The sequence below is a fragment of the Rubellimicrobium aerolatum genome, from assembly GCF_017872975.1.
Classification (GTDB): domain Bacteria; phylum Pseudomonadota; class Alphaproteobacteria; order Rhodobacterales; family Rhodobacteraceae; genus Rubellimicrobium; species Rubellimicrobium aerolatum.
The window spans coordinates 254,206-267,245 of sequence record NZ_JAGGJP010000004.1 but is presented as its reverse complement, the minus strand read 5'-3'; the positions used below and the strand labels follow the sequence as shown (position 1 = coordinate 267,245).

General features: G+C 73.2%; 14 protein-coding genes. 7 read left to right on the top strand and 7 right to left on the bottom strand.

What is annotated here, in order from left to right; genetic code table 11:
* Positions 1 to 31: 31 nt before the first annotated feature.
* On the top strand, positions 32 to 709 hold the full coding sequence (locus tag J2Z33_RS07040; protein ID WP_209839289.1) for an HAD-IA family hydrolase: 678 nt from the start codon (positions 32 to 34) through the stop codon (positions 707 to 709).
* Positions 710 to 719: 10 nt separating this feature from the next.
* Here J2Z33_RS07040 and J2Z33_RS07035 read toward each other — a convergent pair whose 3' ends face one another.
* From J2Z33_RS07035 to J2Z33_RS07025, 3 genes are read right to left on the bottom strand one after another with little or no spacing between them, the layout of a single operon-like run.
* Positions 720 to 1,421: a uracil-DNA glycosylase gene (locus J2Z33_RS07035; RefSeq protein WP_209839287.1), complete on the bottom strand. Its 702-nt coding sequence runs from the start codon at positions 1,419 to 1,421 to the stop codon at positions 720 to 722.
* 56 nt (positions 1,422 to 1,477) lie between these two features.
* The gene (gene trpD / locus J2Z33_RS07030) at positions 1,478 to 2,494 is read right to left on the bottom strand and encodes an anthranilate phosphoribosyltransferase (protein ID WP_209839285.1); all 1,017 of its coding nucleotides are present in this window, start codon (positions 2,492 to 2,494) and stop codon (positions 1,478 to 1,480) included.
* Entirely contained in the window at positions 2,491 to 3,072 is a 582-nt protein-coding gene (locus tag J2Z33_RS07025) for an anthranilate synthase component II (RefSeq protein ID WP_209839283.1), read from the bottom strand. The genes trpD and J2Z33_RS07025 overlap by 4 nt, the downstream gene beginning before the upstream one ends.
* A 126-nt stretch (positions 3,073 to 3,198) precedes the next feature.
* On the opposite strand from J2Z33_RS07025, the gene J2Z33_RS07020 reads away from it, so the two are divergent.
* Positions 3,199 to 3,402 (top strand): hypothetical protein, encoded by a 204-nt coding sequence (locus tag J2Z33_RS07020; RefSeq protein WP_209839281.1) that lies wholly within the window; start codon positions 3,199 to 3,201, stop codon positions 3,400 to 3,402.
* Between the two features lie 6 nt (positions 3,403 to 3,408).
* On the opposite strand, the gene J2Z33_RS07015 is transcribed toward J2Z33_RS07020, so the two are convergent.
* The 3 genes from J2Z33_RS07015 to ccmI are packed head-to-tail and all read right to left on the bottom strand — an operon-like array spanning position 3,409 to position 5,325.
* Positions 3,409 to 3,639: a DUF1289 domain-containing protein gene (locus tag J2Z33_RS07015; protein WP_209839279.1), complete on the bottom strand. Its 231-nt coding sequence runs from the start codon at positions 3,637 to 3,639 to the stop codon at positions 3,409 to 3,411.
* A complete protein-coding gene (gene ruvX / locus J2Z33_RS07010; RefSeq protein WP_209839277.1) occupies positions 3,629 to 4,111 on the bottom strand; it encodes a Holliday junction resolvase RuvX in 483 nt (160 codons plus the stop codon). The genes J2Z33_RS07015 and ruvX overlap by 11 nt, the downstream gene beginning before the upstream one ends.
* Positions 4,108 to 5,325 carry a c-type cytochrome biogenesis protein CcmI gene (ccmI, locus tag J2Z33_RS07005; RefSeq protein ID WP_209839275.1) on the bottom strand — a complete coding sequence of 406 codons (1,218 nt, stop codon included), beginning with the start codon at positions 5,323 to 5,325 and terminating at the stop codon, positions 4,108 to 4,110. Before ccmI ends, ruvX begins: the two co-directional genes overlap by 4 nt.
* A gap of 318 nt (positions 5,326 to 5,643) precedes the next feature.
* Between ccmI and J2Z33_RS07000 the strand changes: the two genes are divergently transcribed.
* From J2Z33_RS07000 to J2Z33_RS06980, 5 genes are all read left to right on the top strand, one after another.
* Positions 5,644 to 6,891 carry a sarcosine oxidase subunit beta family protein gene (locus J2Z33_RS07000; RefSeq protein WP_209839273.1) on the top strand — a complete coding sequence of 416 codons (1,248 nt, stop codon included), beginning with the start codon at positions 5,644 to 5,646 and terminating at the stop codon, positions 6,889 to 6,891.
* 82 nt (positions 6,892 to 6,973) lie between these two features.
* Positions 6,974 to 7,519, top strand: coding sequence for a hypothetical protein (locus J2Z33_RS06995; RefSeq protein ID WP_209839271.1), 546 nt, complete (start codon positions 6,974 to 6,976; stop codon positions 7,517 to 7,519).
* A 132-nt stretch (positions 7,520 to 7,651) separates the two neighbouring features.
* Positions 7,652 to 8,008, top strand: a complete 357-nt coding sequence (locus J2Z33_RS06990) for a sarcosine oxidase subunit delta (protein ID WP_209839269.1) — start codon at positions 7,652 to 7,654, stop codon at positions 8,006 to 8,008.
* On the top strand, positions 8,005 to 10,992 hold the full coding sequence (locus J2Z33_RS06985) for a sarcosine oxidase subunit alpha family protein (RefSeq protein ID WP_209839267.1): 2,988 nt from the start codon (positions 8,005 to 8,007) through the stop codon (positions 10,990 to 10,992). Before J2Z33_RS06990 ends, J2Z33_RS06985 begins: the two co-directional genes overlap by 4 nt.
* Positions 10,985 to 11,509, top strand: a complete 525-nt coding sequence (locus tag J2Z33_RS06980) for a sarcosine oxidase subunit gamma (protein WP_209839265.1) — start codon at positions 10,985 to 10,987, stop codon at positions 11,507 to 11,509. Before J2Z33_RS06985 ends, J2Z33_RS06980 begins: the two co-directional genes overlap by 8 nt.
* On the opposite strand, the gene J2Z33_RS06975 is transcribed toward J2Z33_RS06980, so the two are convergent.
* A complete protein-coding gene (locus J2Z33_RS06975) occupies positions 11,506 to 12,846 on the bottom strand; it encodes a glycosyltransferase family 61 protein (RefSeq protein WP_209839263.1) in 1,341 nt (446 codons plus the stop codon). The genes J2Z33_RS06980 and J2Z33_RS06975 overlap by 4 nt on opposite strands.
* Positions 12,847 to 13,040: the final 194 nt, after the last annotated feature.

Below are 13,040 nucleotides of genomic sequence, written 5' to 3'. Positions count from 1 at the left end.
TCGGTTACAGCCGGCGGCGGAGGTGGCTTGCATGACCCAAAGCCCGCGCACGGTGATCTTCGACCTCGACGGCACCCTTGCCGACACCAGCGGCGACCTCCTGGCCGCCGCGAACGCCTGCTTCCGCGACCTCGGACTCGGCGAGATCCTGCACGCCGGCGACGCGGGCGTGGCGCTGCGGGGCGGGCGGGCGATGCTGACCCTCGGCTTCGAACGGGCGGGCGCCGGCCACGGCACCGAGGAGGTGGACCGCCAGTATCCTCGCCTCCTGACCCACTACGAGGCCGCCATCTGCGACCAAACCCTGCTCTATCCCGGCGCGGCCGAGGCCGTGCTGGCGTTGCGCGCCACCGGCTACCGCACCGGCATCTGCACCAACAAGCCCGAGCGGCTGGCCCGGCTCCTGCTTGCCAGGCTGGACGTGACGGACCTCTTCGACAGCCTGATCGGCGCGGACACGCTCCCCGTCCGCAAGCCCGACCCCCGCCCCTTGGCCGAGGCGGTCCACCGGGCCGGGGGCCACCCGGCGCGCGCCTGCCTCGTCGGCGACACCGACACCGACCACCTCACGGCCCGCGCCGCCGGGGTCCCCTCGATCCTCGTCACCTTCGGTCCTTTGGGCGAAGCCGCCGCCGCCGCCCTCGGACCGGAGGTGCTGCTGCACTCCTTCGCCGACCTGCCCGACGCCGTGGACGCCCTGTCGCTCTGACCGCCCCGGATCAGCCGGAGGCGCCCCAGTCGATCCCGGCTTCCCCGCGCGCCGCCAGCCATCCGTTCACCTTGCTGAACGGTCGCGAGCCGAAGAACCCCCGCGACGCCGACAGCGGCGAGGGATGCGCGCTCTCGTGGATCAGGTGGTCGCCGGGCCGGATGTGCCGCGCCTGCGCCTGCGCCGGCCGCCCCCAGAGCACGAAGGCCGTCGCCCTCTCGGACACGCGGGCGAGGACCTGCCCGGTCAGCGCCTCCCAGCCCAGCTTCGCGTGCCCCCCGATCACGCCGGCCGGCACCGACAGGTGCGTGTTGAGCAGCAGGACCCCCTGCCGCGCCCATCCCGACAGGTCGCCGTTGGGCAGAGAATCCCCCGTGTCCTCCTTCATCTCGCGAAAGACGTTGGCCAGCGACTTCGGCAGGGGCCGCACGTCCGGGTTGACCGAGAAGGCGAGGCCCATGGCATGGCCGGGCGTGGGGTAGGGATCCTGCCCCAGGATCACCACCCGCACCGCCTCGGGCGGGGTGAGCGCGAGGGCCTGGAACCGCCGCTCGTGCGGGGGCAGGATCGCGCGCGGGTCGCGGGCCAGCGCCTCGGCGATCCGGGGCCAGTCCTCGGCGAAGAAGGGCAGGTCGGCCCAGGCCTCGGGGATCGGCGTGGCCTCTGCGACCGGGGACACCGAAGGGGCGAAGAGGTCGGGCTGACTGGCCATGAGGGGGCTCCGCTGGGGGACGCAGGCCAACGCGCGCCGACGCCCTCCGGTGCCGATCAGACGAGGGGGCTCAGTGCCGCCAGCCGCTCCACCCGCCGCCGCGCCGCGCCGCTGTCCAGGCTCTCCCGCGCGATCTCCACCCCTTCGGGCAGCGACGCCGCCCGCCCCGCCACCAGCAGCGCCGCCGCCGAATTGAGCAGCACCGCGTCCCGGTAGGCCCCCGCCGCCCCGTCAAGCAACGCCCGAAGCGCCTGCGCGTTGTGCTCGGGCGTGCCGCCGAGGATCGCCTCGAAGGGATGCACCGGCAGGCCCGCCTCCTCCGGGTGGACCTCCCGCTCGCTCACCTGCCCGCCGTGCAGCTCGGCCACGCGGGACGGCCCGGCGATGGACAGCTCGTCGGTGCCGTCGCCGCCATGGACCAGCCAGGCCCGCTCGGACCCGAGCCGCCCCAGCGTCTCGGCCATGGGCCGCAGCAGGTGGGCCGCATAGGCCCCGGTCAACTGCCGCTTCACCCCGGCGGGGTTGGTCAGCGGCCCCAGCACGTTGAAGATCGTCCGGGTCCCCAGCTCCGTCCGCGCTGGCATGACGTGCTTCATGGCGGGGTGGTGCATCGGCGCCATCATGAAGCCGATCCCGGCCTCCTCCAGCGCCCGCTCCACCACGGCGGGACCGACCATGACGTTGATGCCGAGCTGCGTCAGCGCGTCCGCCGCGCCCGACTTGGACGACAGGTTGCGGTTCCCGTGCTTCGCCACCGGCACGCCCGCCCCCGCCACCACGAAGGCCGTCGCGGTCGAGATGTTGAGCGTCCCCTTGCCGTCGCCCCCGGTGCCCACGATGTCGATCGCCCCCTCGGGCGCCGTGACCCGGTGGCAGCGCGCCCGCATCTGGCCGGCGGCGGCGGCGAACTCCTCGACCGTCTCGCCGCGCACCCGCAGCGCCATCAGGAAGCCGCCGATCTGCGCCGGCGTCGCGTCGCCCTCGAACAGGATGCCGAAGGCGCGCTCGGCCTCCTCCGAGGTCAGCTGCCGCTCGACGGCGGCGGCGATCAGCGGCTTCAGCGCCTCGCTCATGCCGCCACCGGCAGCGTGTCCAGGAAGTTCCGCAGCAGCGCGTGGCCGTGCTCGCTTGCGATGCTCTCGGGGTGGAACTGCACGCCCTCGATGGGCAGGGCCTTGTGGCGCAGCCCCATGATGGTGCCGTCCTCCAGCCAAGCCGTCACCTCCAGGCAGTCCGGCAGGGTCTCCCGCTCCACGATCAGGGAATGATACCGCGTCGCCTGGAAGGGCGAGGGCAGGCCCCGGAACACGCCCGTCCCGCCGTGGTGGATCGTCCCCATCTTGCCGTGCACGATCTCGTGGCAGCGCACCACGCGCCCGCCCATGGCCTCGCCGATGGCCTGATGGCCCAGGCAGACGCCCAGCAGCGGCGTCCGAGTCTCGGCGGCGGCGTGGATCAGCGGAAGGCAGATGCCCGCCTGCGCCGGGTCGCAGGGGCCGGGCGACAGCACGATCCCGTCGGGGCGCAGCCCCATCGCCTCCTGCACGTCCAGCGCGTCGTTCCGGCGCACCACCACCTCGGCCCCGAGCTCGCCCAGGTAGTGCACGAGGTTGTAGGTGAAGCTGTCGTAGTTGTCGATCAGCAGGAGCATCGGCACGCCTCCATCCAAGGCCCTGGGGGGAGAAGGGGGGTTACAGCCCTCGCGTAGCCTGCGCTAAGGACGGGCGCAAGCCTGCGGCCCGGTCGGTCCGGGCGACCGAAGGGGGGAGGGCAGACGGTGCCGAGGTTCGTGTCCGGGTTCCTGTCGGGGGTGGCGCTGGGGCTCCTGGCGCTCGCCGCGCTCTCGCCCGCGCTGCCGCGCCCTGTGGCCGGGCTGGCGGCGGACCGGCCAGCGCCCGAGGAGCCGCCCACCGCCGCCCGGACGACCCCGCCCGGCCCATCCATGGCGCGGATCCCGCCCGGCGGCGCGCTCGGCGACTGACCCCGCTCAGGCCTCCACGCGGGCCGCGTGGCCGCCGCGCCGCCGGACCAGCCGCTTCGCCCGGCCGGGAAGCTCCAGCATCAGGCTCTCCCGCGCGTCGGGCGTCATCAGCGACCAGTCCGCGATCTCGTCGCGGGTCCGCAGGCAGCCGACGCAGAGCCCGGAGTCGGGGTGGATCACACAGACCTTCCGGCAGGGGCTCTGCGGCTCCTCGCGGCTCCAGACGTCATCCGTCATCGCGGCTCCCCAGATAACCCAGCCGGTCCAGCATCCCCTGAAGGATGAACCCGGCCGCCACGCTGTCGATGATCTCGGCGCGACGCTTTCGCGACGTATCCGCCTCCAGCAGCATCCGCTCGGCCGCGACCGTGCTCAGCCGCTCGTCCCAGAAGGCGATGGGCAGGTCGGTCAGCCGCTCCAGGTTGCGGGCGAAGGCGCGGGTGCTCTGGGCGCGCGGACCCTCGCTCCCGTCCATGTTGATGGGCAAGCCGAGAACGAGGCCCTTCAGGTCCCGCGCCTGGGCGAGGTCGAGGAGGTGCTGGGCGTCCAGCGTGAACTTCCGCCGCCGGACCGTCTCCAGCGGCGTCGCCACCTGGCGGCGGAGGTCCGACAGGGCGACGCCGATGGTCACGGTCCCGAGGTCGAGCCCGGCGACCGCGCCGCTGCGGGGCAGGGCGGCGGCAAAGCTGTCCGCGTCGGCGCAGATCATTCGGTCAGGCCCGCCTGCTGCGCGGTGCCGTCGAGGATCACCTGCGCCTGCGCGTCGCCGGCATGGGCGGCCTTGCCCTGCGCCAGCGCCTCCCGCGCGCCTGCCTCGTCGCCCAGGATCGACAGCGAGGTCACGAGCCGCGCCCAGTCCTGCGCCGGGCCGCCCTCGGCCGTCAGCCGCCCGCGCAGCCCGTCCACCATGCCCCGGATCATCTCCCGGCGCTCCTCCTCGGTCATCTCCTGCGCGGCGGCGACCTCGGCCTCCGATGGCCCCGGCGCGGCGGCCGGCGGCTCGTAGTCCACCCCCGCGAGCCAGGCCAGCCGCTCGATCTCCGAGGCGGCCATGCTGCGGTGCAGGTCGTCCGCCGGCGCGGCCTCCATCAGCCTCCGCCAGAAGGGGAAGGCGAGGTCCGGCCGTCCGGTCTGGGCCTGCATGAGCCCGAGATAATAGAGAAGGCCGAAGTTGCCGGGCTGCATCCGGTCGATGCGCGCCATCACGGCCTCGGCCTCGGGCGTCACCACCCCACCGGCGGCGGCGACCATCCGGTCCACGAGCGCCACATGGTCGTCGGCCGTGGCCCGGTCGCCCTTGATCGCGATCACCCGCTCCTGCGCCGCGCGCGCCTCGGCGTAGCGGCCAAGCTGCGCCTCGTGCTGCGCCAGCAGCTCCCAGCCCTGGAGGTCGTCGGGCCGGGTCGGCACAACCTCCCGCAGCCGCTCGACCATCTCGAGATACTCCTCCGGCACGTCCGGCTGCTGCGCGGGAAAGACCTGCGCGGCCTGCGTCTCGGCGTCGGCCTGCGACGGCCTTTCGTCGCGCAGGCGCTGCGCCTCGGCCAGCCGGGCGGCGCGCGGGTCGTCGGGGGCGCCGGGCCGGCCGATCGTCGCGTAAAGCACGAGGCTCCCCATCACCACGACCACGGCGGCCAGGGACGCCGCCACCAGCCCCGCCCGCCGGGGCGCCGCGCGCAGCACTGTCGCCCCGGCCCGGTCGGCGGCCAGCAGGCGGCGCGCGATCTCGGTCCGGGCGCGCTCGGCCTCCTCGGGGGCGAGGACGCCGCGCGCGAGGTCGCGCTCCACCTCGGCGAGCTGGTCGCGGTAGATCGCCTGGTCCGGCACCGCCTCGGCCCCCGCCGCCGAGGGCGCGAGAAGCGGCCGCGCGATCAGCACGGCCACGACGCTGGCCAGCAGACCCGCGACGATCCAGAACAGCATGGCATCGGTCCCCCGCGCCCCGTGGCGCCCCGCCTATCTAGAGGGGACGCCGCCGACACGGAAGGTCGCCCCGCGAGGCGTTGTGCCGCATCGGGGTCGGCCCCGCTGTGGCCCGGATGACACGCTTTTCCGCCTCGGCAAGTTGACAGCTGTCAACTCCGGGGGCCGACCCGACTGTGGCCCAGGCGACACGCCGTCCCGCTCCGGCGAGGCGACGCCCGTCACCTCCGGCCCGCGCCAGCCGCTTCCCACGACCGCGCCGGTCGGGTAGGACGCAGACCGGGCCGCCCCGGCCCCCAAGGGGGATCGAGTCACCTCATGCGCCGCTATTCCGTCTTCGCCCTCGCCCGCGAGGGGGTCCGCCACCACACCGGCTGGGACCGGGCCTGGGCCTCGCCCCTGCCGAAATCCCGCTACGACGTGGTCATCGTCGGCGCCGGCGGGCACGGGCTCGCGACGGCCTACTACCTCGGCAGGACCCACGGCATCCGCAACGTCGCGGTGATCGAGAAGGGCTGGCTCGGCGGCGGCAACACGGGGCGCAACACCACCATCATCCGCTCCAACTACCTCCAGGACCCCTCGGCCGCGATCTACGAGAAGGCGCGCAGCCTCTACGAGGACCTGAGCCAGGAGCTGAACTACAACGTCATGTTCAGCCCGCGCGGCGTGATGATGCTGGCGCAGACCCTCCACGAGGTGCGCGGCTACAAGCGCACCGCCGAGGCCAACGCGCTCCAGGGCGTCGAGACCGAGTTCATCCCGCCCGGCCGCGTCAAGGAGCTGTGCCCGATCATCCACATCGACGGGCCGCGCTATCCGGTGCTGGGCGCGCTCTGGCAGCCGCGGGGCGGCACGGCGCGGCACGACGCGGTGGCCTGGGGCTACGCCCGCGCCTGCGCCGACATGGGCATGGACATCATCGAGCAATGCGAGGTGAAGGGCGTCACTTCGGCGAACGGCGTCGTGACCGGCGTGGAGACCACCAAGGGCACGATCGCCTGCGGCAAGCTCGCCCTCGTCGTCGCCGGGCATTCCTCGGTGCTGGCCGAGATGGCGGGCTTCCGGCTCCCCATCGAATCGATGCCGCTCCAGGCGCTGGTCTCCGAACCGATCAAGCCCTGCATGGACGTGGTGGTGATGGCCAACACCGTCCACGGCTACATGAGCCAGTCTGACAAGGGCGAGATGGTGATCGGCGGCGGGACCGACGGCTACAACGCCTACACCCAGCGCGGCAGCTTCCACCACATCGAGGAGACGGTGCGCGCCCTGGTCGAGACCTTCCCGATGATCTCGCGGCTCAAGATGCTGCGGCAATGGGGTGGGATCGTGGACATGACGGGCGACCGCTCGCCCATCCTGTCGCGGACGCCGCTGGGGAACTGCTTCGTCAACTGCGGCTGGGGCACGGGCGGGTTCAAGGCGATCCCCGGCTCGGGCTGGGCCATGGCCGAGCTGGTCGCCACCGGCCAGCCGGGGCCGTTGGCCGCGCCCTTCGGGCTCGACCGCTTCCGCGAGGGGCGCTTCATCGACGAGAGCGTGGCGGCCGGGGTGGCGCATTGACGCCTATTCTTCACGCACTTGGGAACCGGGCCGGAGGAGGCCTCGTTGCCGTGTCGCACGACACAGCCACGGAGCACCCCTCATGTCCGACCCCAACTACACCCCGCCCCCGGCGCGGAGCTCGGGCAGCTCCATCGCCTTCATCATCGGGGCGATCGTCGTCGTCCTGCTGCTGCTGTGGTGGTTCATGTCGGCAGGCAACAACGACGTCGCCACGGCGACGGATGACGCCGCCACCGCGACCGAGGAAGCCGCCGACACCGCGGGCGACGCGGCGACCGGCGCCGCGACCGGCGCCGCCGGCACGGCGGCTGGCGCGGCCGATGCCGCCGCCGATACGGCGACCGACGCGGCTGACGCCGCCGCGGACACGGCCACTGGCGCCGCCGACGCGGCCACTGACACGGCGGCTGGCGCTGCGGATGCCGTCACCGACACGGCGACCGGGGCCGCAGGTGCGGCCACCGACGCCGCCGATGCCGTCGCGGACACCGCCGCCGATGCCGCCACGGGCTCGGACGAGACCTCCGACACCGGCGGCATCACCGAGACTCCGGCGACCGAAGCCTCCCCGACCGAGGGCGAGGCCGCTCCTCCCACGACCGGCACCGAGCCGGCCGACCAGTGACGTCGGACTGATCCCGATCCGGGGCGGCGCGCGGCGTCGCCCCGTTCCTGCGCCATCCCTTCGGGGATGGTTCGGCCGCCTCCCTTCCGGGACGCGGCCCTTCGTCGTTTCCGCCCAGCCCGAGGACCTGCCGTGCTGACCCTCACCTGCCCCCATTGCGGCGTTCAAGCCGACGAGACCGAGCTGTCGCCCGGCGGCGAGGCGCATCTGAAGCGCCACGGCCCCGGCTCCTCCGAGGAGGAGTTCGAGGGCTACCTGTTCCAGCGCCAGAACCCCAAGGGACCGCATTACGAGCGGTGGCGGCACAGCTATGGCTGCGGCAGGTGGTTCCTCGCCGCCCGCGACACCGCGACGAACCGGGTCTTCGGCACCTATCCCGCCTCGCTGGCCGCGCCGTCGGACGGGCTCCGCTCCCTGATCTCCACCGCCGGGGCCGGACGGGGCTTCGAGCCCGGCGCCCCCAGCCCCGCCCCGGAGGCCGCCCAATGAGCACCCGCCTGAGCCGGGGCGGCCGGCTGATCGACCGCTCGCGTCCCCTGCGCTTCACCTTCGACGGGCACCACTATCAAGGGTTCGCCGGCGACACGCTGGCCTCGGCGCTGCTTGCCAACGGGCAGGTGCTGGTGGGCCGCAGCTTCAAGTATCACCGCCCGCGCGGGCTGGTCGCCTCGGGGCACGAGGAGCCGAACGGACTCGTCAACCTCGGCACCGGCGCGCGGATGGAGCCCAACCAGCGCGCCACGGTCACGCCGCTGCGCGACGGGATGACGGCGCTGAGCCAGAACCGGTTCCCAAGCCTCGACTTCGACGTGGGCGCGGTGAACGACGCCTTCGGGCGGTTCCTGCCGGCGGGCTTCTACTACAAGACCTTCATGTGGCCGCGCGCCTTCTGGAAGCACGTCTACGAGCCGGTCATCCGCAGGTCGGCGGGCCTGGGCCGGGTGCCGGAGGGGCGCGACCCCGACAGCTACGAGCACTTCTTCGCCCATGTGGACGTGCTGGTTGCGGGCGGCGGCGTCGCGGGCCTGTCGGCGGCGCTGGAGGCCGGGCGGTCCGGCCAGCGCGTCCTCGTGCTGGAGCAGAACCCCTGGTGGGGCGGCCGGGCCGTGATCGACGAGCCCGAGATCGACGGCGTCCCCGCCGCCCAGTGGGTCGAGCGGACGATGCGCGAGCTGGGGGCCATGCCCAACGTCCGCCTGCACCTGAACACGCAGGTGAGCGGCATCCACGATCACGGCTATGTCCTAGCCTGCGAGCAACTGGGCGAGGAGGGCGGCGGGCCGCGCCAGCGGCTCTGGCGCATCCGGGCGGGGCGGATCGTCGCGGCGAACGGCGCGATCGAGCGGCCGCTGGCCTTCGCCGGAAACGACCTGCCGGGGGTGATGCTGGCCTCGGCGATGCGGGACTACCTCGTGAACTGGGGCGTCAGCGTCGGCGACCGCGTGGTGGTCGTCACCAACAACGACGACGCTTATCGCACCGCGCTGGCGCTGCATCGCGCCGGGCTGATCGTGCCGGTCATCGTGGACGCCCGCACCCGCCCCGAGGGCGAGCTGGTGCGGATGGCGCGGGACCTCGGGCTCCGGGTCGAGGCCGGGCGCGGCATCGCCAAGGTCATGGGCCGCCGCCGGGTGACGGGCGTGAAGCTCTGCGCGCTGGCCGGCGAGGGCGCCCCCATCGAGGAGATCGCCTGCGACGCCGTGGCGATGTCGGGCGGCTGGACGCCCTCGGTCCATCTCTGGTCCCATGTCGGCGGCGGCCTGTCGTGGGACGACGCGAGGGCGATGTTCCGGCCCGACCCCAACCGGCCGCCGCGCGGCCAGGACGGGCAGGCGATGGTTCTTCCGGCGGGCGCGGCCGAGGGGGAGTTGCGGACGGCGGCGGTGATCGCCTCCGGCGCGCGGGCCGGGGCCGCCGCGTCGGGCAGCGAGGCGCCGTCCCCCGTCGCCGCGCGGGACGCCGAGGAAGGGCCGATCCTGCCGGTCTGGGTCATGCCGCAAGGCGCGACCCCCGCGCTCCGGCGCAAGATGTGGCTGGACTACCAGAACGACGTGAAGGTGTCGGACGTGGAGCTGGCCGCCCGCGAGGGCTTCCAGTCGGTCGAGCACGCGAAGCGCTACACTACGCTGGGCATGGCGACGGATCAGGGGAAGCTGTCGAATCTCAACGGGCTCGCGGTGCTGTCCTCGGCGCTGCACGTGCCGATCCCGCAGGTCGGCACCACGACGTTCCGCCCGCCCTACACGCCGATCACGATGGGCACGCTGGCGGGCGTCGCCAAGGAGGCGCTGTTCCAGCCGGTCCGCACAACGCCGATCCACGACTGGCACCAGCGCCACGGCGCCACCTGGGAGCCGGTGGGCCTCTGGCGGCGGCCCTTCGCCTATCTCCGCCCCGGCGAGAACGTCCACGCCGCCGTCGCCCGCGAGGTGCTGGCGGTGCGGAACGGGGTCGGGCTTCTCGACGCCTCGACGCTGGGCAAGATCGTAGTTAAGGGGCCGGACGCGGGGCGGTTCCTCGACATGATGTACACCGGCGTGATGAGCACGCTGGCCGTGGGGAAATGCCGCTACGGGATCATGTGCAGCGAGAACGGCTTCCTCATCGACGACGGCGTGGTGATCCGGCTGTCCGAGGACGCCTGGCTTTGCCACACGACCACGGGCGGCGCGGACCGCATCCACGCCCACATGGAGGACTGGCTCCAGACCGAGTGGCATGATTGGCGCGTCTTCACCGCCAACCTGACGGAGCAATGGGCGCAGGTCGCCGTCGCGGGGCCGCGCGCGCGGGAGGTGCTGGCCAAGCTGGGCGGGATGGACCTGTCGCGGGAGGCGCTGCCGTTCATGACCTTCCGGGAGGGAAGGCTCGGCCCCTTCGACGCGCGGGTGCACCGGATCAGCTTCTCCGGGGAGCTGTCCTTCGAGGTCGCGGTGCCGGCGGACCAGGGCCTCGCGCTCTGGGAGGCGCTGGTGGAGGCGGGCGCGGAATGGGGCGTCACCCCCTACGGCACCGAGGCGATGCACGTCCTTCGCGCCGAGAAGGGCTACATCATGATCGGCGAGGAGACCGACGGGACGGTGATCCCGCAGGACCTCGGCCTCGGCTGGGCGATCAGCAGGAAGAAGCCCGACTACTTGGGCAAGCGCGCGCAGGAGCGGACGCACATGGCCTCGGGCCAGCGGTGGCGGCTGGTGGGGCTGGAAAGCCTCGACCGGTCGGTGCTGCCCGAGGGGGCCTATGTGCTGGGGCAGGGCACGAACGCCAACGGCCAGCGCAACACCCAAGGGCGCGTGACCTCCACCTACCATTCGCCCACCTTCGACCGGGGCATCGCCATGGCGATCGTCGAGCGGGGGCCCGAGCGGATGGGCGAGACGGTGCAGGTGTCGAACCGGGCCGGCGAGCCGGTCGCGGCGCGGATCGTCGATCCGGTGCTCTACGACAAGGCGGGGGAGAAGCTGAATGGCTGAGGTCGTGACCAGGATGGGGCCGCTCGGCATGGTGTCGCTGCGCGGCGACCTGGGCGAGGAACGGCTGCGCGTCACCGTCTCGGCGCTGACCGGCACCGCCATGCCCGGCCGGCTGCGGATCGAGGGCACCTCGGGGCGGGGCGCGGCCTGGATGTCGCCGGACGAGCTGCTGATCTTCCTGCCGCCCGAGGAGGCCCCCGCCGCCGTCCGCCGGCTGTCGGAGGAGCTGGAGGGCCTGCACCATCTGGTCGCCGACGTGTCCGCGATGCGGGTCGGCCTGCGGCTCGACGGCCCCGGCGCGCGGGAGGTGCTGGCGAAGCTGTCGCCCGCCGACCTCCACCCGGACGCCTTCGGGCCGGGCGTGGTCCGCCGCAGCCGCCTGGGGCAGGTGGCGGCGGCCTTCTGGCTGGAGGGCGACGGGGCGCGGGTGATCTGCTTCCGCTCGATGGGCGACTACGCCCTTGCGCTGCTGCGGCAGTCGGCCAAGGACGGGGCGGTGGGGTATTTCGGCGCCTAGCCTCGCAGCAGGCCCGACAACCGGTGGACGATCCGCTCGAGGCGCAGGACATGGGGGCTGGGTCGCCGGACCGCCTGCCCCGATCGGGCGGCGCGGGGGCCGGGCCGAAGGGACACGCCCTTGATCGTCTCGATCTGGCGGATCTGCCGCTCGATCAGCGAGGCCGGAAGCTCGGGCCATGAGGACCGGGCGGAGATCATCCCCGCCTCGCGGAGGCTGGCGCAAAGGGCGGGGAAATCGGCCTCGCCCCAGGTGCGCGGATTGCCGTCGCGCGACACGCTGACCTGCCACTGCCGGCGCAGGTGGTAGTGGTCCTGGGCCTCCGCGCCGAGGAAGGACCGGATCTGCGTCACGAAGTCGAGATCGCGGTGCCCTTCGCGGCGCGCGATGACGGCGACCTTCTGCCCCGCGTGGCCGACCAGCGCCAAGAGGTGCAGGGGCGATCCGTCCAGGGCGATGACATGGGTCGCGGCCTTGTAGGCAGCGATCTGGTCCTCGATCGGATGCTCCTGCGGATGGTAGATGTCGTAGCCCTCGGCCCGGAGCAGGCCTTCGAGGACCTCCTCGCCGAGGATGCTCTGGTAGTCGGGACCGAGCCGGCTTCGCGAGATGTAGATCCGGGGAGCACCCCTGGCCGCGATGGTCCGGCCAGCCTGGGCGCGGACGAAGCGCCGAAGCTCGGGCGAGCCGGCGATCATGGGGCCGAGCCCGAGGCCCTGGGGCGGGATCAGAAGGGTTTCGACTTGGGTGGGCTTGGCCAGGTTGAGGACGCGATGACGCACGCCCAAGAGGCGAAGGACGGGCTCGTAGCGCGCCAGCGCCTGCCCGGACCGGGTGTTGTGGCGCGGGATGAAGACGAGGCCGTCGATTTGCCGGTCCAGGAGATCGAGGGCGCCGAGGCGCGCGATGCTCTCGACGATGAAATGGCCGAAATGCGGGATGAGCGGCCCCATGAACATCCAGATCCCAGGGAGCCGCGCGAGGTCGCCGTCCGGCCGTGGCGGGCGGCGGTTCAAGGCCGTGCGGTGCTGCCATGTGACGCTTTCGTGGACGAAGCGCCCGTCGGGGCGCAGGATGCCCGCAGGCATGGTCGCGTGGCGCGGCGCGGCTGGCGGCGGCGGGACGACGAGAGCGGCCTCGACCACGGCGGCGGGTCCCGCGCCCTGGGACAGATCGGGCGTCCTCAGCCTTTTCCAGTTCATCGTCGCGACTTGCACCCAGACCCAGCCGTTCCGCTGTGACAGACGCGCCCCGCCCTTGGCAAGACGCTCCTGGAGCGTGCCATGGCCGGTGAGTCCGAGCCGCGTCCTCGCCCCGAGTAGGTCCGCATCGGCCATTTCCGGCCGAGTCGGCCGAGGCCGTCCTTGCGTGATTCGGGCAGGCCTGCTATATGTTTCCCATACGGAAAGCATCGAACCCGGCCGGTGGCGAACCGGCCCTTCAGGCCCGGCTTGGACCGGGCCGGCCCTCGCCGTCCGCTGGCAAGCGGCCGCGAGGGCCACCCCGTTTCCGCCCATCGGCGCACAGGAGC

Excerpts from the sequence above, each read along its gene's own strand:
- J2Z33_RS07040 (WP_209839289.1), top strand. The coding sequence starts at position 32 with ATGACCCAAAGCCCGCGCACGGTGATCTTCGACCTCGACGGCACCCTT.
- J2Z33_RS07035 (WP_209839287.1), bottom strand. The coding sequence starts at position 1,421 with ATGGCCAGTCAGCCCGACCTCTTCGCCCCTTCGGTGTCCCCGGTCGCA.
- trpD (WP_209839285.1), bottom strand. The coding sequence starts at position 2,494 with ATGAGCGAGGCGCTGAAGCCGCTGATCGCCGCCGCCGTCGAGCGGCAG.
- J2Z33_RS07025 (WP_209839283.1), bottom strand. The coding sequence starts at position 3,072 with ATGCTCCTGCTGATCGACAACTACGACAGCTTCACCTACAACCTCGTG.
- J2Z33_RS07015 (WP_209839279.1), bottom strand. The coding sequence starts at position 3,639 with ATGACGGATGACGTCTGGAGCCGCGAGGAGCCGCAGAGCCCCTGCCGG.
- ruvX (WP_209839277.1), bottom strand. The coding sequence starts at position 4,111 with ATGATCTGCGCCGACGCGGACAGCTTTGCCGCCGCCCTGCCCCGCAGC.
- ccmI (WP_209839275.1), bottom strand. The coding sequence starts at position 5,325 with ATGCTGTTCTGGATCGTCGCGGGTCTGCTGGCCAGCGTCGTGGCCGTG.
- J2Z33_RS07000 (WP_209839273.1), top strand. The coding sequence starts at position 5,644 with ATGCGCCGCTATTCCGTCTTCGCCCTCGCCCGCGAGGGGGTCCGCCAC.
- J2Z33_RS06995 (WP_209839271.1), top strand. The coding sequence starts at position 6,974 with ATGTCCGACCCCAACTACACCCCGCCCCCGGCGCGGAGCTCGGGCAGC.
- J2Z33_RS06985 (WP_209839267.1), top strand. The coding sequence starts at position 8,005 with ATGAGCACCCGCCTGAGCCGGGGCGGCCGGCTGATCGACCGCTCGCGT.
- J2Z33_RS06980 (WP_209839265.1), top strand. The coding sequence starts at position 10,985 with ATGGCTGAGGTCGTGACCAGGATGGGGCCGCTCGGCATGGTGTCGCTG.
- J2Z33_RS06975 (WP_209839263.1), bottom strand. The coding sequence starts at position 12,846 with ATGGCCGATGCGGACCTACTCGGGGCGAGGACGCGGCTCGGACTCACC.